The sequence below is a fragment of the Streptacidiphilus jiangxiensis genome, assembly GCF_900109465.1.
Lineage (GTDB): Bacteria > Actinomycetota > Actinomycetes > Streptomycetales > Streptomycetaceae > Streptacidiphilus > Streptacidiphilus jiangxiensis.
Window position 1 is genome coordinate 100,840 of sequence record NZ_FOAZ01000007.1, and the last position, 20,391, is coordinate 121,230.

Sequence of the window (20,391 nt, forward strand, 5' to 3'; positions counted from 1 at the left end):
AGCGGAACTGGTAGCTGACGTCCGCACGACCGTCGCCGGTGTTGTCGATGTGGATCTCGTACAGGACGTCGTCGCCGAACTCGTAGAAGTTCGGGCCGCCCGCCGGGTTCTGCAGCGGGATGTAGTTCGCGATCAGGGTGACGGTGTCGCGCTTGTCGGGGCTGACGAACGCGTACAGGTCGGTGCTGTCGGCGACCGGGTCCTTGGAGATCTCGGGGGCTTCACGGTGGGAGGACAAGGCGAACCTCACAAGCGGGTGGGGAGTCTGACAGGGGGTGGAGGCGTCGGGCCGGCCGGGGACCGTTCACGGTGTGCCCCGGCCGGGTCGCAGGGGCGAGGGCCCCTGGGGTCAGCGGGTCGCGCGCAGCAGCTCGGCCACGAGCTGGTGGTCGCGGACGCGGTGGTGACGGTGGCCGTGGAAGATGTCGAGCTCGCCCGTGCGGGCGTCCACCACGCGAACCATGAACGGTTCGTCGGACCACTCCTGCGTGGTGTGCTCCGGCCGGTCGGTGGTCTTGGCGGCCGCCGCGGCGGAACCCGCCAGAGCGGTGTTCACCGCGAGGCCGGCCGCGACGGTGGCGGCACCGGCCACGGTGGCGTGCTTGATCAAGCCGCGCCGCGACATCGCCGAGGGCAGGTCAGGCCGGCTTTCATCGAGGGTTTCGGGCATGCACGGTCCTCCTGGAGGTCAAGAGTGGGCTGCCGCGATCGCCGGGTTCCGCGCCGACCCGCCGGGACAAGGACATCCGGCCCCGGCATCCCGGGGCAGGCGAGCGTTGAGGCGAGGAGGAGTACCGGGACGAGGCGGCGACGGTCGCACGCAGTCAAGCGTTGCTGGTGACGCTCCGTCAAGAACCTGTCACGTACAGCCATGGCGGAGCGGTGCCGGTCGGTGGGAGGAAAGCCCAGCTCACAGGCTTGGGCGGCTGCCGATCGGGTGAAGTTGGTGACGCGCCGCCGCCCCGACCCGTCCGCCACGACCCCGGCTCCGAATCCATCGTGACGGTCACCCCACGGCCGGGTGCGCCGCCCCGGTCGGATGCCTCGGCGTGCCCTGACGGTATGCGGCTGGCGTGTTGCGTATGCGATTTCTGCTTCGGCTGACTAAGGTGTGGCCGTGAATCTGGGAACCGAGGAGACGTTGCGGTTGACGGTGGCGGCGTTGTCGCATGTGCGCGGCGAGACGCAGGCCGACCTGGCGGCCGCCATCGGTTCGACGCAGACGCAGGTGAGCCGCCGTCAGGCCGGGCGAACGGCCTGGACACTGGCCGATTGCGACCGGCTTGCGAACCACTACGGGATCCCGGTGCTGGTCCTGCTCGCGGGGCCGACCGCCGCCTGTGAGGCGGCCTTCGCCACGACCCCCGGCGTGGCGCCGCGACGCGAGGGTGGTGCCTGATGGACCGCACCGCGTTCAACGCCGGCCTTGCCGAACTGCGTCCGCTGCGCGACGAGATCGCCAAGCTGGAGAAGTCGCTTGCCAAGCTCGTGCGCGACCGCGACAACCGGGTGCGCAAGCTCGGCGCCTTCGCGGACGCGACCGCCGCTGCCGTCGCGAAGGCCGCCGGGGTGAGCATCGGCGAGGTCGTCGCCCTCGTGCCACGTCTGGACCCCACGCCCGAGCACGCCCGAGCCCGGCTCCGGACCAGCCCGGCGGCGCCCGTCCCCGCGTCGGACGCGGGTGGGCCGCCGGAGGGTGCCGTCGTGCCGACGTCGCCGGTGACCCCCGCCGCCCAGGACACCGCGGCCGCCCTGCCGACCGCCACGCCCGAGCCGGCGGAGCCGGTGGAAGAGGCGCCTGCACCGGCGAACGAGGAGCGCGAGGCCGCCGCCGTCGACGCCGGCCACGAGCCGACGCCGCCCACGGTGCGAGGTCCCGGTGAGCGGATCGAGCTGCCGTCCGTCCCGGACGGACCGGCGGGCGAGGCTTACACGGCCGTGACGGAGAACCTGTTCTCGCAGCGCCCCAACTTCACCCAGGGCTCCAGGGAGATGGTGTTCCTGGACGCCGCCACCGGCGTGATGGCCGGTCGCGGCGGCGAGGTCCGCCTGGACCTCGGCGCACGGACCGCCGAGGAGATCCTCGACGCCGTCCTGACGGTCGCGCCGGGGACCGAGCGCGTCTACATCACCGCCGGCGCGCCCTGGCACGCCGACGCCGAGCGCTACCCGACGCTCAAGCAGGCCGTCGCCGCCTGGCTCAACACCGAGTCGCAGCGCTGGACGGTCGACACCGGGCGCGGGCGGGACCGCATGGCCGGTCACTTCGTGCACGCGCGCCAGCCCGTCGGCCGCTACACCCGCGTGGGCGCGGAGCGGAACGCCGAGCATGTGGAGATCCGCTCGGTGGGCGAGTGGTTCGACCCGGCCGGGGCCGATCCGCTGCTGGTCCGCGAGGCGTTCGTGTGCCTGTGGAAGGCGTTGAAGGTCAAGTGGCCCGACGTCGTCCTGATGGGTTCGCCGTCGCAGACCGGCAAGGACCTGTGGGCGCGGACCATCCCGCTCAAGGGGCAGTGGGCGGGCGGCTACCCGGTGCTGTCGCAGGAGCTGCGCGGGCTGTTCCACGCGACGGCGGGGCAGGGCCGCACCGAGCTGATCCTGCCGCCCGGGATCCCGGCCGAACTGCCGGGCCTGGTCGAGTACGACCGCACCTTCGCCTACGCCCGGCACACCTGGCGCAGCCCGGTCGGGGTGCCGCGGCGCGTCACCGGGGCCGCTTTCGCGAAGCTGACCGAAGCGGAGCAGAAGAAGCTGCTCATGTCCCCGGCCCACCTCCAGGTCCGGGTCACCGTGCCGGACGGGTGGGAGCACGTGGGTCTGCTGCCCGCGCCGATCAGCGGCGACCGCAACTGGGAGTACCCGTCGGCCCCGGGCGCCACCTTCACGACGTGGGCGGGCGGCGCGGAGGTCCACACGGCGCTGTCGAACCCGTTCGGGCCCTGGCGGATCGAGGTACTGGACGCGCTGGTCTTCGCCGAGGGCGACCCGATCGACAAGTGGTCCAAGTGGCTCAAGGAGGCCTGGGCCTCGCTGTCGGCGGGCGCACAGATCCACGCCGACGCCTGTCAGCGCCAGGCCCTGTACCTGGCCTCCCGCGCGGTCCGCAGCATCCTGCTGTTCGGGATCGGCGGCTTCGCGCAGCGCCCGCGTCTGGTCACCGGCACCACCTCCCTCGACGAACTGCACCTGGTCCCGGAGGGTGCGGAGATCCTCACCCACGACGAGCGCCAGGTGACCTGGCAGCGCGTCAGCGGCTTCTCGCGCGACCCGATGGCCCACCCCGAGTGGTCGGCGAGCGTGTGGTCCGGGGCGCGCGCCGCGCTGCTGTCGATGCGGATGCGCCCGGAGAACGTCCAGGTCGGTGCCCTGCACGTGCCGGCCGGGCAGGTGGTGGCGTTCCGCACCGACGCCGTCTACCTGACCGCCCGCCACGACTGGCCCTACCACGGTGAACCGGGCGACTACCTGCTCAAGGGCCACCTCGCCGGTCCCGTCCCCGCGCCCGCGAGCGAGGACGAGCTGCTGGCGCTGCGTGACAAGGGCCGCGCCGCCCTCGCCGCCGCCGGGGGTGAGCGATGACGACGCCGCCGCAGCCGGGCGAGGCCGCGCGCCTCGCGCAGCAGCTGGTCGACGCCGGGTTCAACCGCCGCCAGATCGCCGACATGCTCGAGCGCAACGCCTCCCTGGTCTCGCAGTTCTTCACCAAGGGCAAGGGGGCCGGGTTCGTGCCCGCGCTGCGCCAGCTCGTGCGGGCCGTCGAGGGCGGCGAGCGCGACCCGGAGGCGCTGAGGGCCATCGCCCAGCAGAACGTGACCCGCCGGTTGACCAGGGACCGGCGGGTGGCCCGCGTCCGCGGCCGCGACGTGCTGGAGACGCCGGGCGGGTCGATGGCCGGCCGCGCCGGACGGCAGGCCATCGCGCACGGCGCCGGGCACCTGGCCGCCGTCATCCACGACACCGCCCAACGCGGCGGCCGGATCGCCGTCACCGTGCGCATGCGCAAGCGCCACTTCGTGCTCTCGTCCGGGTCGAAGGACGACTCTCCGGGGCTGCGCCGCGGTGTGGTCCCGCGCGCGGACGGCACCGAGGAGCGCTCCTACGGGTCGAAGGTGTCCGGCGGCTTCGACGCCCGCGAGTGGTCGGCGATGGTCGCGGCCGCCGGCGGCGACGTCACCGCAGCCGTCCTGACCTGGCTGATCGACACCGGGCGCGCCACCGAGGACGCCGAGATCCTCTACATCGAGGTCCGCGGCTGGACCCCCCGTCGCTGAGCGACCGTCACGCTCCGGAGAAACAAAGGGATCAGGCACGTGGAGACCCAGGTCGTGGACACCGATGCCGCTGCCGCCCCCCGGCCCGTCGACGAGGCCGGGGACCGGGCGGCAGCGCGCCGGCGTGCCGTCGAGGCGGCCGGATCGTTCCTGATGCCGCTGCGCGAGCACCAGAAGCAGGCCGTCACCGCGGCCTGGCGGGCGGTGCGCGACGGCGGCCGCGCGATCGTCGAGTCCTGCTGCGGCTCCGGCAAGACCCTGATCGCCGCGGCCTGCGCACGCCGCGTCGCGCCGCACGGCGCCGTGCTGGCCACCATGCCCACCATCGAACTGGTCTGGCAGACCGTCGGTGTGTGGCTGGCGCACGGAGGCCGCCGCGGACCGGTCGTCATCGTCTGCTCCTCCTCGGAGAACCGGGAACTCGAGGAGGCCGGGTTGAGAGTCGACGCGGTCATCACCACCAAGGCCCACAGGATCGCCGAGGTGGTCCGGGCGGCCGCCGGGGGCCCGGTCACGGTGTTCGCCACCTACGCCAGCATCGACCGCGTCGTCGAGGCCCACGCACTGCACGGCATGCCGGGATTCGACCTCGCGGTCGTCGACGAGGCCCACCGCACCGCCGGATCGTCCGCGAAGCCCTGGGCCGCCGTCCACGACGACACGAGGATCCCCGCCCGGCGGCGCCTGTACTTCACCGCCACCCCGCGCATCGCCGAAGGCCTCTCCGCCGGGCCCGAGACCGGCGGAGAGAACGTCGTCTGCTCCATGGACGACCCGGAGGTGTTCGGCGAGACGGTCTTCCGCTACCCCGTCGCCCAGGGCATCGCCGACGGCCTCATCGCCGACTACCAGGTCGTCGTCCCGGTGGTCACCGACCAGGACCTCCAGGAACTGCTGAACGAGCCCGGCATCTCCGACCTGCGTTCGCGCCGCACCAACGAGGAACTCCAGCGCCTGGCCCTGCAGATCGCGACCTGCCGCGCGATCGACACCTACGCGCTGGAGCGGGTCATCACCTACCACTCCCGCATCCGCGGCGCGCGCGAGTTCGTCCGGACCCTCCACCACGCCGCCGCGCTCCTGCCGCGCAGTGACCGGTTGGGGCACCTCCATCTCGCCGCCGTCGCGGGCAGCGACCGGCTCAAGGACCGGCGTCACGCCTTCGACCAGTTCAGGTCCGAGAGCGCCAGGGGCGGCCACCGCTGCGCGCTGATCGCCAACAGCCGGCTCCTGGCCGAGGGCATCGACCTGCCGGCCGTCGACGCGGTGATCTTCGCCGATCCCAAGAACTCCATCGTCGACATCGTCCAGGGCGCGGGCCGGGCCTTCCGCGTCCCGCTCGGCGTCACCGGCAAGGTCGCCAGGATCATCATCCCCGTCTACCTCCCCGGCCCTGCCGACGAGAACGCGGAGCAGGACGACACCGAGACCGAGCTCAACCGCAGCGCCTTCGCGGCCGTCTGGCAGGTCCTGCGCGCGCTGGCCGCGCACGACGAACGGGTCACCGCCCGCATCACCGAGCTGCGCACCAACCGCTACGGCGCCGAGCAACTGCGCCCCCACACCGCCGAGCCGGGCCTGGAGCAGGACCAGGACGCCGAGGAGCAGGCGGACGGCGTCGCCGCAGGGGACGCCGACTGGCTGCGCGTGGAGACCACCGCGTACCAGGACCGGATCCTGCGCACCCTCAAGCTCCGCACGCTCAGCCCACGCACCGCCGAGTGGGAGAAGTGGTACGAGCAGGCGGAGGCGTTCCACCAGGAACACGGCCACCTCGACGTGCGCGAGGGCGACCTCGTCGACTGGCTGAACCGGCAGCGCGAGCAGCACGCGGCCGGACGGCTGGACGCCGCCCGGATCAGCGAGCTCGACCGGATCGCCATGATCTGGAACAAGCACGCCCACGCCTGGGAACGCGGCTACGCCTACGCCAGGGCCTGGCACCAGCTCCACGGCGACCTCGCCACCCCGGCGGGCGCGCGGATCGACGGCTACACCGTCGGCCGGTGGCTGCGCGTCCAGCGGCTCGGCGGCCATCTCGTCCCGGAGCAGCGGCAGTTGCTCGACACGCTGGACCCGCTGTGGCGGTGGGACCCGAAGTGGCAGCGCGGGCTGCGCCGCCTGACCGCGTACCTCGCGGCCGGCGGCGCCCTCACCGGCCCCCGCAACCGCCCCGGCCTCGGCGACGACCCGGGCTTCCGGCCCGGCGTGTGGCAGCACCAGCAGATCCAGCAGGCCGACGAGCTCCACCCGGACCAGATCGCCCTGCTCGATGGCTTGGGGCCGTGGCGCACGGTGCGGTGAATGCCGGGCGCTGGTGTCAGCCGACCGCCTCGGCCGCGTCCATGATGAGATCGGCGACGACCCGGGGGTGGCTGAGCATCGCGACGTGGGACGAGTTCGGCGCCTCGACGATCTTGCGCGCGTTCGCGCGGGTGTACATCCAGCGCTCGCACGCCGGCGGGATCGCCTTGTCGCTGCCCGCGACCAGTCCCCACGACGGGATCGTCCGCCACGCCGCGGCCGTGGTCGGGTAGGTGAAGGACGCCGCGTCGAACGGCCGCTGGGTGGCCTGAAGCACCTGGAACTCGGTGACGGAGAGGTCCGCGGCGAACGCCGCCTGACCGTCCTTGCTCAGATACAGGTCGGTGCCCGTGGTGCCGTCGGCCTTGGTGTACGGGACCGGGACACTCACCGGCAGGACCTCGCTGCCGGGGAACTTGCCGATGAGGTCCCCTTGCGTCTCGCCGACGTCCGGCACGAACGCCGCGATGTAGACCAGCGCCTTGACGTTGTCCTTGCCTGCGGCGGCGTTCGTGATGACCGTCCCGCCCATGGAGTGCGCGACCAGCACGACCGGGCCGCCGATCGAGTCCAGCAGGCTGGCGATGTACGGGGCGTCCGTCGGGATTCCCCGCAGCGGGTTGGACGCGCAGACCGTGCTGTAGCCCTCGCGCTGCAGTTCCCGGATGGTGGCGTTCCAGCAGGACGAGTCGGCGTAGCCTCCGTGGACGAGCACGATCGTCGGCTTGACCTGCGGCTGTCCGTCGCGGCTGCGGCTCGGTGCCGCAGCGGCCGCCGTGCCGGCCAGGCCGGTCGTCAGCGCCGCTGCCCCGGCCAACGCCGCTCCGGTGGCCAGTACCTGACGGCGGGACACTTCTGTGCTCATGGCGCTCCTGACTCGCTGGGACCGAAGAACGGTGGTACGTGCCATGGACCCTAGGAACAGCGCGTCCGCGATGCCTTCCGTCATCTGACGTAGATTCGCGAAGCCGCCGGTTCCCGTGTCCTGCCCGCTGCGCGCGCGGGTCAGGTCATGTGACAGAAGCGGCCGACGGGCCGCGCGACGGATCATGAGGGCATGACCACGCCGCACACGCCGGACACGGAGCCCGCGCAGCAACCCCGGCCGGGCGGGCTGACCGGGCGGGCGGCCGATCTGCGGCGCGTCGACGCGTTCCTGGCGGGCCTCGCCACCGTGGGGAGCGCGCTGGTGGTCTGCGGCGAGGTGGGGGTGGGCAAGACCGCGCTGCTCACGGCCGCCACCGACCGGGCCGAGCGCGCCGGGGTGCGGACGCTCAGCGCCACCGGCACCCAGTTCCAGGCGCAGACGGGCTTCGGCGCGCTGCAGCAGTTGCTCCTCCCCGTGCACGCGGAGCTCGCGGCGCTCGCCCCTGACCACCGCGACGTCCTCACGGTCGTGCTCGGCGCGGGCAGTGGCCCGGTCCCTGAGGCGGGCGGCGGGCCCGCCCCCGACGCGGAGGCGGTGGCCCGGGCAGCCGTCGCGTTGCTGGGCCGACTCACGCGGGAGCGGCCTGTGCTGCTGGTACTGGACGACCTGCCGTGGATCGACCCCAGCAGCGCGATGGTCCTCGGGCAGGTCGCGCGCCGCCTGCTCGGGACCAGGGCGGGGCTGCTCGCCGCCGAACGCACCGACGCGGAGAGCTACTTCGACCGCACCGGCTGCGCCGTCCACGTGCTGGAGCCGCTCGACGACGCGGCCGCCGACCACCTGCTGGCCGAGCGCTTCCCGGCGCTCGCGCAGCGCGTCCGTCGCCGACTGCGCGCCGCGGCCCAGGGCAACCCGCTCGCGCTGCTCGAACTCCCCGTCGCGCTCGCCGGCACACCCGGCGCGGCGGCCGGGCGGGCGACACCCGTGTCCCTCCCACTGACCAGGCGGCTGCAGGACGCCTTCGCGGCGCGCGTCACCGCCCTTCCCGCGCCCACCCGCTACCTGCTGCTGCTCGCCGCCCTCGAAGGCACCGGCGACCTGCGCGTGCTCGCAGCCGCGGTGGCGGGCCGGTGCAGCGTCAAACATCTCGGGCCGGCCGAGCGCGCCCAGTTGATCCGGGTCGACGACCACGCCGGACGCCTGCACTTCCGGCATCCGCTGACCCGACTCGCCGTCGTCGAGCTGTCCACCAGCGACCAGCGCCGCAGCGCCCACCGCGCCCTCGCCCGGCCGCTCGCCGACCGGCCCGATCAGTGCGCCTGGCACCTCGGGCAGGCCACGGTCGCCCCGGACGAGCAGGTCGCCGGGAAGTTGGAGCATGCCGCGGACAGCATGAGCCGCCGAGGGGACGGCGCCGGCGCCATCGCCGCGCTGTTGCGGGCCGCCGACCTCAGCCCCCAACCCGCCCACCGCGCCCGCCGCCTCGCGCGGGCGGCCTACCTGGGCGTCCACCTCACCGGAGACCTGCAGGAGGTGCCGCGACTACTGGACGACGCCCGACGCTCCGAGGGCCCGGACGGCCCGGACGGCCCGGACGGCCCGGACGCGCCCGGCGACGGGCCCCTTCTCGCGGCGGTCGCGGGCTCCGCCTACCTGCTCAACGGCTCCGGTGACATCGACACCGCGCACCGCCTGCTCGGCGAAGCCGTCGCCGCCCGCCCGCGCCCCTACGACCCGCAGGACCGGACGCTCGCGGAGGCCCTGCACACGCTGATGCTGGTCTGCTTCTTCGGCGGCCGCCCGCAGCTGTGGCAGCCGGTCGACGCCGCTCTCGAAGGCTTCGCCGGCGACGCGGGGATGCTCACCGTCACCCGGGGCACCCTCGCCGACCCGGTCCGCTGCACACCTGGCCAACTCGACGCGCTGGACCGGGCCGTGGCGCAACTCGCGCACGAGTCCGACCCGGCCCGCATCGTCCGGACCGGCACCGCCGCCGCCTACGTCGACCGACTCGACCACTGCCGCGACGCGCTGCTCCGCGTCGCCGAGGCCCGGCACAAGGGCGAGTCCGCGGCAGCCATCAACGCCCTCTTCCTGCTGGGCAACCGGGCCCTGCACACCGGCGACTGGGAGGAACTGGGCCAGGTGGCCCGGGACGGGCTGACGCTCTGCGAGGACCACGGCTACCCCATGCTGGCCTGGGTCGGACGCTTCCTGCTGGCCGTCCGCGCCGCCAACCAGGGCGAACTCACCTCGGTGCGGGCGTTGACCGACGAGATGGAGCGCTGGGCCGGGCCGAGACGGGCATGGACGGTGCGGCGCTACGCCGCCCACGCCCGCACCCTGGCCGCGCTCGGGCAGGGCGACTTCGACGAGGCCTACCGTCAGGGCTGCCTGATCGCCCCGGCGGGAACGCTGCCACCGTTCGAGCCGCACGCGCTGTGGGTGGCGCTGGACCTGGTCGAGTCCGCGGTCCGCAGCGGACGCGGGACGCAGGCCCGCGCCCACGTCCGGGTCCTGCGGCAGGCGGGCGTCGCGGCCGTCTCGCCCGCCCTGCGGATGCGGGTCCTGGCCGCCGAGGCGCTCACCGGCGAAGGGGAGACGGCCGAACGCCGGTACGAGCAGGCCCTGGCCGTGCCCGAGGCCGAGGGTCGGCCCTTCGAGCTCGCCCGGATCCACCTCTGCTACGGCGAACACCTGCGCCGCACCAAGGCCGCCGTCCGCGCCCGGCACCACCTGGCCACCGCCGCCGACGGGTTCCGCCGCCTCGGCGCGCACCCCTGGGTGGCCCGCGCCGAACAGGAGCTGCGCGCCACCGGCGCCCACCGCTCCGACCCGGCGTCCGTGCCGACGACAGCGCTGACCCCGCAGCAACGGGAGATCGCGCACCTCGCGGCGGCCGGGCTGACCAACAAGGAGATCGGCGAGCGGCTCTTCCTCTCCCCGCGCACCGTCTCCACCCACCTGTACCAGCTCTTTCCCAAGCTGGGCATCTCCTCCAGGGCCGCCCTGCGCGACGCCCTGGACCGGATTCCCGGACCGAAGACCTGATCAACCACGCCACCGGCGTTCTATCGTGGCCTGCGGGCCCAGCGATCGGACGCGGGAGGGGTAGTGACGTCAGCGCGACCGGGACTGATCGCCAGGGACGGCATGCTGGATGCCGTCGGCGCTCTCCTCGACCGGCTGCGCGCCGAGCCGACCGGGGCCGCGACCGGCCCGGAGACCGGCGCGGTGGAGCGCACGCTGCTGGTGCTCGGAGAGCCCGGCCTCGGCAAGACCTCCGTGCTGGAGGCGGCCGCCACCCTCGCCACGGAGCAGGGCGGACAGGTGCGTTGGGTCGTCGGTCGGCAGGCGGAGGCGGGCCTGGCCTACAGCGGCCTGCACGCGCTGCTGGACCCCTGGCAGCCCGGCCCGGCCGGCGCCGACGAGGACGACGCGTCCCTGCTGCACGCGGCGCTGCGCGGCGGAGCGGGGGAGGGTGCAGGCCAGGCGACGGGTGGCGGTGTGCCGGCGCCGGCGGGCGCGCTGGTCCGGCTGCTGTCCCGGTGGGCCCAGGAGGGGCCGCTGCTCGTGGTCGTGGACGACCTCCAGTGGCTGGACCGCTCCACGCAGGACCTGCTGACCCTGTGCGCGCGGCGGCTGGCGGGCGAGCCGATCGGCTTCGTGGTCGCCTCGCGCCCGGCAGGCCTTGCCGACGCCTGGGTGAGGCAGAGCACCGTGCACCGGCTGGACCCCTTGGACGAGATCCACTCCGCCCGGCTGCTGGACTCGCTGCCGCGCGCGCCGGAGGGACGGGTCCGACGACAGGTGCTGCGGCTGGCGGGCGGCAACCCCCTGGCCCTGATCGAGCTCGCCCGCACCAGCACCGGGAAGTCCTTCGCCCAGGACCCGGCCGGGTCCGACCTCCCGCTCGGTGCACGGCTGGAACGCCTCTACGCGGCGGACCTGGACGCCTTGCCGGGCCACGTCCGGGCGCCGCTGCTGCTCGCCGCGGTCGCGGACCCGCCGGACCTGGCCGCGCTCGGCGAGCTGTTCGACAAGGCGGTCCTGGAATGCGGCCAGGACGCGCCGACACTGCACCCGGCACGAACCCACGACGCGGCAAGAACCAGGGGCGAGGAAACCCCGGCCGCGGCAGACCCCCGGGACGTCGTCGGTCCGCGGGCCGAGACGGTCCGGCCCGCCGACGCCGTGTGGTCCGTCGCCGAGCGCGCGGGCCTGCTGGTGCTGCGCGCGGGGCAGCTCCGATTCCGGCACCCCCTGATCCGCTCCGCCGTACTGTCCGCGGCGACCTTCGAGCAACGGGCACGGGCCCACCTGCTCCTGGCCGCCAACCCCGACCTGGACGAGGACCGCCGTGCCTGGCATCGCGCCGCCGCCACGGTCACCGCCGACGAGTCGGTCGCCGCGGCGCTGGAGGCGACGGCCGACCGTGCCCGCCGCCGCGGCGGCCACCCGGCCGCCGCCACCACCATGGAGCGCGCCGCCCAACTCAGCCCGCGCACCGAGGACCGGGTGCGCCGACTCGGCGCGGCAGCGGAGTTCGCCATGCTCGCCGGGCAACCGCTCTGGGTCGCCGAGCTGACCGCCGAGGTGGCCGCGCTCGCCGACACCCCCGAGGCACGCGCCCACGCCGACCTGCACGCCGGCTGGGCCCTGGCCCTGACCAGCCGTCACGCCGAGGCGATGGACCACCTGCTGGCCGCCTCCGACGCCTATGCCCGAACGCGTCCCGCACTGGCCGTGCCGCCGCTCGGCACCGCCACGATGGTGGCGTTCATCAGCGGGGAGCCGCGCTTCCGTGCCGCCGTCCTGGACCGCTACCGGGCGCTGCCCCCGCAGGAACCCGACTACGCCTCCACCTGGATCCTGGCGGGTTGCGACCCCTTCGGCGCCCGCCGCGAAGCGCTGCGCCACCTGCGCGAGGCCGCCGCCCGTTCCGAACTGCCGCTGGGTGCCTGGTCGATGCTGGGTGCCGCGGCCTGGGCGCTGGACGAGACCGACCTGGCCGTCCAGTACTACGGCAGCCTGCTGGAGCGGTACCGGCAGTCGGCCACCTCCGGCGCCAACGCCACCGTCTCCTCCGCCCACGCCCTGGCCCTGTTCGAGTCGGGCCGCTGGGCCGCCGCGCTGGCGGGCGTCAGCGAGGCGGAGCAGGCGGCGGCCGCCGGGGGACTGGAGATCGCGACCCTCAGCACCCAGATACTGGCCGCCGTCCTGGCCGCCGTCCGCGGCGACGCCGACCGCGCCCGGCGGGTCCTCGCCGAGGCCACCCGCGACGTCGACCTGCGCGGCACCCGCAACCTGGACGCCCGGGTCCGCCAGGCCCACGCGCTGGCCGCGCTCGCCGGCGGCGACCACCAGGCAGCCTGGTTCCACCTCAGCCGGCTCTTCCACCCCGACAGCAGCCCGGTGCACTTCCACACCTCGCTGCTCGGCCTCGGTGATCTCGCCGCCGCCGCCGTTCGTGTCGACGGCACGGCGCGGGCACGCGAGATCCTGCACGCCGTGCACGCCGTGCACGCCGAGCTGCCGAGCGAGGTCTCGCCGCGGCTGCGGCTGATCCTGTGCCGGGCCCGGGGGCTGCTGGCGGCGGACGAGGCCACGGCGGAGGAGCAACTGCGCGAGGCCGCGTTCACTCCCGCAGGGGACCAGTGGCCCTTCGAGCGGGCGCGGGCGCTGGCCGACCTGGGGGAGTGGTTGCGGCGCCGCCAGCGGCCGGCCGACGCGCGGCTGCCGCTGGGCGAGGCGCGCGAGCTCTTCCAGGGTCTGGGCGCCATCCCGTGGGCCGCCCGCACCGCAGCCGAGCTGCGGGCGGCAGGGGTCGACACGGCCCCGGCGCGCAGCACCGACCTCACCATGGAACTGACACCGCAGCAGCTCGCCATCGTGCGGTTGGCGGCGCAGGGACTGTCCAACAAGGAGATCGGCGAGCGGCTCTTCCTCTCCTCCCGCACCGTCGGCTTCCACCTGAGCCGGGCCTTCCCCAAGCTCGGTGTCACCTCACGTTTCCAGCTGCGGGACGTCGTCGCGCAGGTCGGCTGAGGCAACCGCAGGCCGATGTACGTCATTTGACGGAATCAGCATGCACCGCGCGGCTCCTAGCGTGGCCCTCGTGACCGAAGGTCCGACGCATCCAGGAGCGATGATGAGCGAGAACACGCAGGTCAAGAATGTCGTGCTGGTCCACGGCGGCTTCGTCGACGGCTCCGGCTGGCAGGCGGTGCACGCACGGCTCACCGCCCAGGGCCACCGCGTGGCCGTGGTGCAGAACCCCACCCTCTCCCTCGACGGGGACGTGGCCGCGACCCACCAGGTGCTGGACGAGCTCGACGGCCCCGCCGTGCTGGTCGGCCACTCCTACGGCGGCGTCGTCGTCACCGAGGCCGGCAACCACCCCAAGGTGGCCGCCGTCGTCTACATCGCCGCCTTCGCCCCGGACAAGGGCGAGTCGGTCGCCACCCTGATCGCCGACCCTCCGCCCGGGGCGCCGGTCCCGCCGATCCTGCCGCCCCGTGACGGCTTCCTCTTCCTCGACCGGGAGAAGTTCGCCGCCTCCTTCGCCGCCGACGTCCCGGCGGAGCTGGCCGCTTTCATGGCCGACTCGCAGGTCCCGTGGGGCGTCGAGGCGCTGGCCGGAGCCGCGTCCAGCCCGGCCTGGCGGACCAAGCCGTCGTGGTACCTGGTGGCCGCCGACGACCGGATGATCCCGCCGCCCGCGCAGCGCGCGATGGCCGAGCGGGCCGGGGCCACCACGGTCGAGGTGCCGGGCAGCCACTGCGTGTACGTGTCCCGGCCCGACGCGGTGGCCGACCTCATCCGGCAGGCGAGCGGCAGCTGACCGCAGGGCCGCACGTCCCGGCCGGGAGATGACGGTCGGCGGGTCAGCGCGGCTCGTCCGGCAGCCAGGTGCCGTGGAAGCCGGCCGGGACGCGCTGCGGGAGCGGGACCGTGGCCACGCGGGTCAGGTCGGAGGCGTCGAGGACGGTGAACGCGGAGCCGCGGCCCGCGCGGTCGGACACGATGGTCAGCAACCAGCCGTCGTCCTCGGCTCCCGCGCCCGCGGCGGGAACGAAGACGGCCTCCCCGGGGGCCTGTCCGGGCCCCGCGTCGTAGCCGTTGCTCGCGCCGGTGCGCAGGTCGTACTTGACGAGCCCGTCCCCGGCGACGGCGTACCGGTAGCGGCTGGCCCGGCCGACCAGTGTCTCGTTGAGGGTTGGGAACTCCACCGAGCGGTCGTCCAGGGGCTGTTCGTTGACCCGACCGGTGCGCGGGTCCAACGTCCACTGGTGCAGGCGGGGTTGGTCACCGGCCTGGGCGCCGGGGCCGGAGCCTGCCGCGCCCGCGCCGCCAATCCGTTCCCAGGAGCGCAGGAAGCCCTCGCGGCCGTAGCGCACCGCGTCCAGCACGATCCGGCCGGCCGCGTCCTCGCGGGCGTTGCCGACGTGGAAGACGTAGCCGGGCTCGACCTCGAACCAACGGACCGGTGCCGCGCCGCCCTGCGCCATGACGCCGACGCGGGCGGCGTAGCCGTCGTCCCAGCGGTAGGGCATGCCGCGGCCGAGCCGGGCGGGGTCGAAGACGACCGGGAGGTCGAGCCAGACCACGTGGCGCTCGGTGATGGCGAAGTCGTGCATCATCGTCGGGCCGCCGACCGGGATCTCCCGGCTCTCCAGCAGCGTCCCGTCGGCGCCCGCGCGGTGGTAGGTGAGGAACGGCGGCATCGCGCCGTAGCCGAAGAAGTGCAGCTCGCCGGTGGCCGGGTCCTCCTTGGGGTGGGCGGTCATCGCGGTGGTCAGCCGGCCTGCGAAGTCGTAGGGCCCGACGGTGTCGAGCCGGTCGGTGACCTCGTGGGGCAGGCCGTTCTCGACCAGGGCGAGGATCCGCCCGCAGTGCCGGACAACGTTGGTGTTGGCGGTGACGGCCCGCAGGTCCGGCCCCTCGGGGCCGAGGAACGGCGCTCCGTCCAGGGCCGCCGTGCGCACCCAGCGGTTGCGGTACCACAGCGCGCGTCCGCCCTGCAGCCGCACGCCGTGCAGCATCCCGTGCCCGGTGAACCAGTGGCCGGGGTCCTCGCCGGGGCGGGGGTTGGGCCCGTTGCGGAGGTAGCGGCCGTTGAGCTCGGGAGGGAGGGCGCCCTCGACGGGGAGGTCGCGGCCCTCGGTCTCGTGGGTGACGGGCGCGAGGTGGCCGGTGAGGTACAGCGGTGCGGTCATGGTCAGCGCTCCGTGGTGAGGACGGCGTCCTGCTGTCGGGCCTGGGCGGCGGCCCGGCGGCGGGACTGCTGGTAGCGGACGGTGAAGACGGCCGGTACGACGAACCCGGTGAACTGGATCAGCGTCGTGACCAGGCCCGCGTGCGGGGTGGCCAGGTCGACGGCGCCGGCGGCCAGTGCGGTGACGGTGAAACTCGCCGCCCAGACCGCGGTGATCACGTTGTTGGCCCGTCGGAACTGCGGGGTGTCCCAGAAGTGCTCGGGCACGGAGCGACGGGCGATACCCATCGTGAACGGGCGGGCGATCGCCAGCGAGCCCCAGGCGGTCACGGCCAGCCACGCCGAGGACAGGGCGCCGACGCCGTCGCGCAGCGGCGAGTGCGGTGCCGCCGCGGCCAGGGCCGCGATCACCACGAAGAACACCGCGGCGCTCAGCTCGATGACGTTCTCGTCGAGGCCCCGGCCGGCCCGGCGGTCGCGCTGCAGCAGGACCAGGCTGAGCAGGACGGCGGTGATCGCGCCGGTCTCCCACCCGACGGTGCCGCTGAGGGCGGCGAAGGCGATCCAGGGGAGGAAACCCCGCACCGAGCCGGTCATGGTGACTCCTTCATCGACATGTCAGTGCTGACATGTCGAAGCTAGAAGGTCATCGCCGACCTGTCAACACTGGAAGGTCGGCGTAGGATGTCGCCCATGAGCTTGAGACACGCTGCGCTGGGCCTGCTCGCACTCCGCGGAGAGGCGAGCGGCTACGACCTGCTGGGCATCTTCAACGAGTCGCTCGATCACGTGTGGCCTGCGACGCAGAGCCAGCTCTACACCGAGCTGGGCAAGCTCACCGACGCCGAGCTCGTGCGGGTGGTCGCGGAGGGCGGCCGCGGCCGCAAGGCCTACGCCGTCACCGAGGCGGGCCGCAAGGAGTTCGAGCACTGGCTCCTGGAGGAACCGCCGACGACGAACCGCCGCAACGACACGCTGCTGCGGGTCTTCTTCCTCGGCCTGGTGCCGACGGAGCAGGGACGTGAGTTCCTGCTCGGGCGCGCGGCGGCCGCCGCCGAGATGCACGACCGGCTGCGGGACGTGGAGGGCTCCCTCACGGACGAGCAGGGCCCGCTGGCCGTCCACGGCCGGATCGCCCTGGAGTGGGGCCTGCGCTACAGCACGATGCAGAACGAGTGGGCCCGCTGGGCCGCGCAGCAGCTGGACGCAGCGGAGTCGTCCGACGTGCCTTCGGCACCGCCTGCGCCGTGACCCACGTCGGGCGCGGACGCGACCGGTTGAACTCACTGTTCGATCGACGTACTCGTGGCCAGAAGGGGCAGGTCCAGAAGACGGGAGGCGGCCTCGCAGAACGCGAAGGCCGACCAGGCGAAGGGGGCGTAGCCGAGGAACCCGGGCAGCGGCATTCGGAAGAGATGCGGGGCACCGTTCACTCCCGGCGTGTCGTAGACCCATCGCGCTGCGGTTCCGGAGTTCCACATCTCCCAGAAAAAGCCGCAGACGAGTCCTGCGAGGGACCAGATCGCAACCTCACCCCAGTGACCGCGGCGAATCTGGAGCAGCAGGCTCCGGCCTCCGGTCGCTGCGTTCAGCGGGTCGAGGACCAGGAACACGACGAACCACATCAGCATGTAGGCGTTGTGCGGCCAGACGAGGGCCGAGCCGATGCAGAGGACGCCGAGGACGCAGACGCCGACGAGGGCTGGTCCGGGCGGCCTGCGGTCTGCAACTGATTGAGGAAGGGCCGGGCGCAGGGTCCGGAGCAGGTCCCTGGTTTCCACCAGCGCCGGCAGGACCGTTGAGAAGCAAAGGGACTTTTCGATCCGGAAAAGGGTCCAGCCCGGTTGATCCGGGACGACGTAGGTCCAGTTGTGCGTGACGAGATTGAAGAACTCGTAGAGCCACCAGAACCCTGTCGACAGGACGAAGAGGGCTGCGAAGGCGACGGGGCCGCGGTCGAGGAGCGACTGCTCGTGGCGCACGTGTACGACACCGTCCACGAGAACGACGTAGCCGGTCCACAGGACGAAGAAGAGTGCGAGCAGGAACGGGCTGACAGTCCTCCAGTAGAGGGGCCACGCCACAGCGATCAAGACAAGGCCGACCGCGATCCGTACGCGTCCGGTCCTGGTGCGGGCGGTTGGTCGGATCGGGGCTTCTCCTCGGGTCAGGGACATCAGGGCACCTTCGGTTCCTCGGCACCCGGTGCGCGGCCGGGCGGCGCACTGCCGATCGGGCGCCCGCCGCCGCGGGCCTCAGCCCAGCGCGCGGTCGAGGTTGAACGCGGCGCTGATCAGGGACAGGTGTGTGAACGCCTGCGGGAAGTTGCCGCGCTGCTCGCCGGTGCGGCCGATCTCCTCGGCGTACAGGCCGAGATGGTTGGCGTAGGTCAGCATCTTCTCGAACGCGAGCCGGCCCTCCTCCACCCGTCCGGCCCGGGTCAGCGCCTCGACGTACCAGAAGGAGCAGATCGAGAAGGTGCCCTCCGGGCCCTGCAACCCGTCCGGGCTCGCCTGCGGGTCGTAGCGGTAGACCAGCGAGTCGGAGACCAGATCGGTGGTCAGCGCGTCCAGTGTCGAGAGCCACTTGGGGTCGGTGGGGGAGATGAACTTGGCCATCGGCATCATCAGCACGGAGGCGTCGAGCACGTCGTCGTCCAGGGACTGGACGAACGCCCCGCGCTCGGCCGACCAGCCCCGCTGCATGATCTGCCGGTAGATCGCGTCCCGGCTCTGCCGCCAGCGGGGGAGATCGGCGGGCAGGCCGCGCCGGTTGGCCATCCGGATGGCCCGCTCCAGCGCCACCCAGCACATCAGCCGCGAGTAGACGTAGTTCTTCCGGCCGCCCCGGGTCTCCCAGACGCCCTCGTCGGGCTGGTCCCAGTGGTCGCAGAGCCAGCCCACGACGGCGCCGACCTCGTCCCAGTGGTCGCTGCTGATCGGCTGACCCCACTTGTCGTAGAGGTAGACCGAGTCGATCAGCGCTCCGTAGATGTCGAGTTGGAGCTGCTCGGTGGCGGCGTTGCCCACGCGGACCGGCGCGGAACCCAGATGACCCTCCAGGTGCGGCAGTTCGGACTCGGGCAGGTCGCTGCGTCCGTCGATGCCGTACATGATCTGCAGCGGACCGGTGGGTCCGCCGCCTCGCAGGATGCCCCGCTCGGACAGGAAACCCATGAAGGCCTCGGCCTCCGCGGTGAAGCCCAGGCGCAGCATCGCGTAGACGCAGAAGGCGGCGTCGCGCACCCAGACGTAGCGGTAGTCCCAGTTGCGCTCGCCGCCGACCTGCTCGGGCAGGCTGGTCGTCGGTGCGGCCACGATCGCGCCGGTCGGCGCGTAGGTGAGCAACTTCAGCGCCAGGGCGGAGCGGTGCACCATCTCCCGCCACCGGCCGCGGTAGCGCGACTGCGACAGCCAGCGGCACCAGAACCGGACCGTCGCCTCGAACTCCGCCTCCGCCTCGGCCGCCGGACAGGCACGGGGGCGGACCTCGTCACTGATCCGGTCCAGGGCGAACACCACGGACTCGCCCTCGAGCAGTTTGAAGTGCGACACCACGTCCACGCCGTCGCCCTCCAGCGGCGCGGTGGAGGTCAGCGCGAGGGAGAGCGACGGGGACTCGAAGACGGCCTCGTGTCCCCGTACGCGCACGGTGTGGCGGTCGGCCCCGTAGTTGAAGCGCGGAGCGACCCGCGCGGCGAAGGGCAGCGTGCCGCGCACGCAGACCACGCGCCGGATCAACCGGTGCCGGGAGGCCTCGCGCGACTCGTCGACGACCGGCATGAAGTCCTGGATCTCCGCCACCCCGTCCGCGGCGTAGAAGCGGGTGATCAGCACGTTGGTGTCGGGGAAGTAGAACTGCCGGGTGCGCGCCGGCACGTCGGCGGCCAACTGGAAGGATCCGCCCCGGTCGGCGTCGAGGACGGCCCCGAACACGCTCGGCGCGTCGAACCGTGGACAGCAGTACCAGTCGATCGTGCCGTCGGTACCGACCAGCGCCGCGGTACGGAGATCACCGATCAGTCCGTGCTCGGAGATCGGCAGGTAGCGCGGGTCGTCGACCCAGCCGGACACGCTCCCGATGGCCATACGGCCTCCTCAAGAAGACCTCGTCATCCATCGTAGAACCGGTGGCCGGGTGGGACCGCCCGGGCGAATCAGCTGGATTCACCTGGATCCGGTGATGCCGACCGGCCTCCCGGGCGGCCATGCTGGCCGTGGCAGACCATCCGGACAGGAGTGGGGCAGATGAGCGAGACGCAGGACTGGAACGCGAAGACCATCGCGGAGTTCCGCGCGAACGGGGGCAAGGTCGGCGGGCCGTTCGAGGGTGCCCCGCTGGTCCTGCTGCACCACCGCGGGCGCACGAGCGGCCGTGAGTACGTCACCCCGATGATGTACCTGGCGCACGAGACCGACCCGGACGCCGTCTACGTCTTCGCCTCCAAGTCCGGAGCGCCCACCCACCCGGACTGGTACCGCAACCTGACCGCCGCCGCGGGCGCCGCCACCGTCGAGATCGGAACCGAGACGTACCAGGTGACGGTCTCCGAACTGACCGGCGCCGAACGCGACCGCGTCTACGCCGAACAGGCGCGGCGCTACCCGGGCTTTGCCGGCTACGCCGAGCAGACGGCCGGCATCCGCACCATCCCGGTGCTCGAGCTGCGACGGGCGTAGCCCGAAGCCGTGCTCCCGCCCGGCCGGCCGGGCGGGACCACGGCTCGCTCC

General features: G+C 73.4%; 15 protein-coding genes and 1 pseudogene. 9 read left to right on the forward strand and 7 right to left on the reverse strand.

Going from position 1 to position 20,391, the window contains the following annotated elements; translation table 11 throughout:
• Nucleotides 1-241 (reverse strand): annotated as a pseudogene (locus BMY61_RS46210) (DUF4331 family protein); the annotation flags it as partial.
• A 108-nt stretch (nucleotides 242-349) separates the two neighbouring features.
• Entirely contained in the window at nucleotides 350-670 is a 321-nt protein-coding gene (locus BMY61_RS15435; RefSeq protein ID WP_143094358.1) for a hypothetical protein, read from the reverse strand.
• 447 nt (nucleotides 671-1,117) lie between these two features.
• Here BMY61_RS15435 and BMY61_RS15440 point away from each other — a divergent pair, with 447 nt between their 5' ends.
• From BMY61_RS15440 to BMY61_RS15455, 4 genes are read left to right on the forward strand one after another with little or no spacing between them, the layout of a single operon-like run.
• On the forward strand, nucleotides 1,118-1,399 hold the full coding sequence (locus BMY61_RS15440; RefSeq protein WP_052438307.1) for a helix-turn-helix domain-containing protein: 282 nt from the start codon (nucleotides 1,118-1,120) through the stop codon (nucleotides 1,397-1,399).
• Nucleotides 1,399-3,579 carry a hypothetical protein gene (locus BMY61_RS15445; RefSeq protein ID WP_042442647.1) on the forward strand — a complete coding sequence of 727 codons (2,181 nt, stop codon included), beginning with the start codon at nucleotides 1,399-1,401 and terminating at the stop codon, nucleotides 3,577-3,579. Before BMY61_RS15440 ends, BMY61_RS15445 begins: the two co-directional genes overlap by 1 nt.
• Nucleotides 3,576-4,271 carry a hypothetical protein gene (locus tag BMY61_RS15450; RefSeq protein WP_042442648.1) on the forward strand — a complete coding sequence of 232 codons (696 nt, stop codon included), beginning with the start codon at nucleotides 3,576-3,578 and terminating at the stop codon, nucleotides 4,269-4,271. Before BMY61_RS15445 ends, BMY61_RS15450 begins: the two co-directional genes overlap by 4 nt.
• 39 nt (nucleotides 4,272-4,310) lie before the next feature.
• Nucleotides 4,311-6,575 carry a DEAD/DEAH box helicase gene (locus BMY61_RS15455; protein WP_052438308.1) on the forward strand — a complete coding sequence of 755 codons (2,265 nt, stop codon included), beginning with the start codon at nucleotides 4,311-4,313 and terminating at the stop codon, nucleotides 6,573-6,575.
• A gap of 16 nt (nucleotides 6,576-6,591) precedes the next feature.
• On the opposite strand, the gene BMY61_RS15460 is transcribed toward BMY61_RS15455, so the two are convergent.
• Nucleotides 6,592-7,440: an alpha/beta hydrolase gene (locus BMY61_RS15460; RefSeq protein ID WP_042442650.1), complete on the reverse strand. Its 849-nt coding sequence runs from the start codon at nucleotides 7,438-7,440 to the stop codon at nucleotides 6,592-6,594.
• Nucleotides 7,441-7,632: 192 nt separating this feature from the next.
• Here BMY61_RS15460 and BMY61_RS15465 point away from each other — a divergent pair, with 192 nt between their 5' ends.
• The 3 genes from BMY61_RS15465 to BMY61_RS15475 all read left to right on the forward strand — a co-directional run bounded on the left by BMY61_RS15465 (nucleotide 7,633) and on the right by BMY61_RS15475 (nucleotide 14,287).
• Nucleotides 7,633-10,494: a helix-turn-helix transcriptional regulator gene (locus BMY61_RS15465; RefSeq protein ID WP_042442652.1), complete on the forward strand. Its 2,862-nt coding sequence runs from the start codon at nucleotides 7,633-7,635 to the stop codon at nucleotides 10,492-10,494.
• A gap of 63 nt (nucleotides 10,495-10,557) precedes the next feature.
• The gene (locus BMY61_RS48380; RefSeq protein ID WP_143094359.1) at nucleotides 10,558-13,491 is read left to right on the forward strand and encodes a helix-turn-helix transcriptional regulator; all 2,934 of its coding nucleotides are present in this window, start codon (nucleotides 10,558-10,560) and stop codon (nucleotides 13,489-13,491) included.
• A 103-nt stretch (nucleotides 13,492-13,594) separates the two neighbouring features.
• On the forward strand, nucleotides 13,595-14,287 hold the full coding sequence (locus BMY61_RS15475; protein WP_042442952.1) for an alpha/beta fold hydrolase: 693 nt from the start codon (nucleotides 13,595-13,597) through the stop codon (nucleotides 14,285-14,287).
• Between the two features lie 43 nt (nucleotides 14,288-14,330).
• On the opposite strand, the gene BMY61_RS15480 is transcribed toward BMY61_RS15475, so the two are convergent.
• Nucleotides 14,331-15,662, reverse strand: coding sequence for a carotenoid oxygenase family protein (locus BMY61_RS15480; RefSeq protein ID WP_174514466.1), 1,332 nt, complete (start codon nucleotides 15,660-15,662; stop codon nucleotides 14,331-14,333).
• Nucleotides 15,663-15,664: 2 nt separating this feature from the next.
• Complete coding sequence (locus tag BMY61_RS15485) at nucleotides 15,665-16,258, reverse strand: hypothetical protein (protein ID WP_042442654.1); 594 nt, start codon at nucleotides 16,256-16,258, stop codon at nucleotides 15,665-15,667.
• 96 nt (nucleotides 16,259-16,354) lie between these two features.
• Here BMY61_RS15485 and BMY61_RS15490 point away from each other — a divergent pair, with 96 nt between their 5' ends.
• The gene (locus BMY61_RS15490; RefSeq protein ID WP_042442655.1) at nucleotides 16,355-16,912 is read left to right on the forward strand and encodes a PadR family transcriptional regulator; all 558 of its coding nucleotides are present in this window, start codon (nucleotides 16,355-16,357) and stop codon (nucleotides 16,910-16,912) included.
• Between the two features lie 32 nt (nucleotides 16,913-16,944).
• Here BMY61_RS15490 and BMY61_RS15495 read toward each other — a convergent pair whose 3' ends face one another.
• Both BMY61_RS15495 and BMY61_RS15500 read right to left on the reverse strand, forming a co-directional pair.
• Nucleotides 16,945-17,643: a hypothetical protein gene (locus BMY61_RS15495; RefSeq protein ID WP_143094360.1), complete on the reverse strand. Its 699-nt coding sequence runs from the start codon at nucleotides 17,641-17,643 to the stop codon at nucleotides 16,945-16,947.
• Between the two features lie 273 nt (nucleotides 17,644-17,916).
• Nucleotides 17,917-19,749 carry a glycoside hydrolase family 15 protein gene (locus BMY61_RS15500; RefSeq protein ID WP_042442659.1) on the reverse strand — a complete coding sequence of 611 codons (1,833 nt, stop codon included), beginning with the start codon at nucleotides 19,747-19,749 and terminating at the stop codon, nucleotides 17,917-17,919.
• A 159-nt stretch (nucleotides 19,750-19,908) separates the two neighbouring features.
• Here BMY61_RS15500 and BMY61_RS15505 point away from each other — a divergent pair, with 159 nt between their 5' ends.
• Complete coding sequence (locus BMY61_RS15505) at nucleotides 19,909-20,340, forward strand: nitroreductase family deazaflavin-dependent oxidoreductase (RefSeq protein ID WP_042442661.1); 432 nt, start codon at nucleotides 19,909-19,911, stop codon at nucleotides 20,338-20,340.
• Nucleotides 20,341-20,391 lie beyond the last annotated feature (51 nt).

Coding starts and splice junctions, on each gene's coding strand:
- BMY61_RS15435 (WP_143094358.1), bottom strand. CDS start 670: ATGCCCGAAACCCTCGATGAAAGCCGGCCTGACCTGCCCTCGGCGATG.
- BMY61_RS15445 (WP_042442647.1), top strand. CDS start 1,399: ATGGACCGCACCGCGTTCAACGCCGGCCTTGCCGAACTGCGTCCGCTG.
- BMY61_RS15450 (WP_042442648.1), top strand. CDS start 3,576: ATGACGACGCCGCCGCAGCCGGGCGAGGCCGCGCGCCTCGCGCAGCAG.
- BMY61_RS15460 (WP_042442650.1), bottom strand. CDS start 7,440: ATGAGCACAGAAGTGTCCCGCCGTCAGGTACTGGCCACCGGAGCGGCG.
- BMY61_RS15465 (WP_042442652.1), top strand. CDS start 7,633: ATGACCACGCCGCACACGCCGGACACGGAGCCCGCGCAGCAACCCCGG.
- BMY61_RS15475 (WP_042442952.1), top strand. CDS start 13,595: ATGAGCGAGAACACGCAGGTCAAGAATGTCGTGCTGGTCCACGGCGGC.
- BMY61_RS15480 (WP_174514466.1), bottom strand. CDS start 15,662: ATGACCGCACCGCTGTACCTCACCGGCCACCTCGCGCCCGTCACCCAC.
- BMY61_RS15485 (WP_042442654.1), bottom strand. CDS start 16,258: ATGACCGGCTCGGTGCGGGGTTTCCTCCCCTGGATCGCCTTCGCCGCC.
- BMY61_RS15490 (WP_042442655.1), top strand. CDS start 16,355: ATGAGCTTGAGACACGCTGCGCTGGGCCTGCTCGCACTCCGCGGAGAG.
- BMY61_RS15500 (WP_042442659.1), bottom strand. CDS start 19,749: ATGGCCATCGGGAGCGTGTCCGGCTGGGTCGACGACCCGCGCTACCTG.
- BMY61_RS15505 (WP_042442661.1), top strand. CDS start 19,909: ATGAGCGAGACGCAGGACTGGAACGCGAAGACCATCGCGGAGTTCCGC.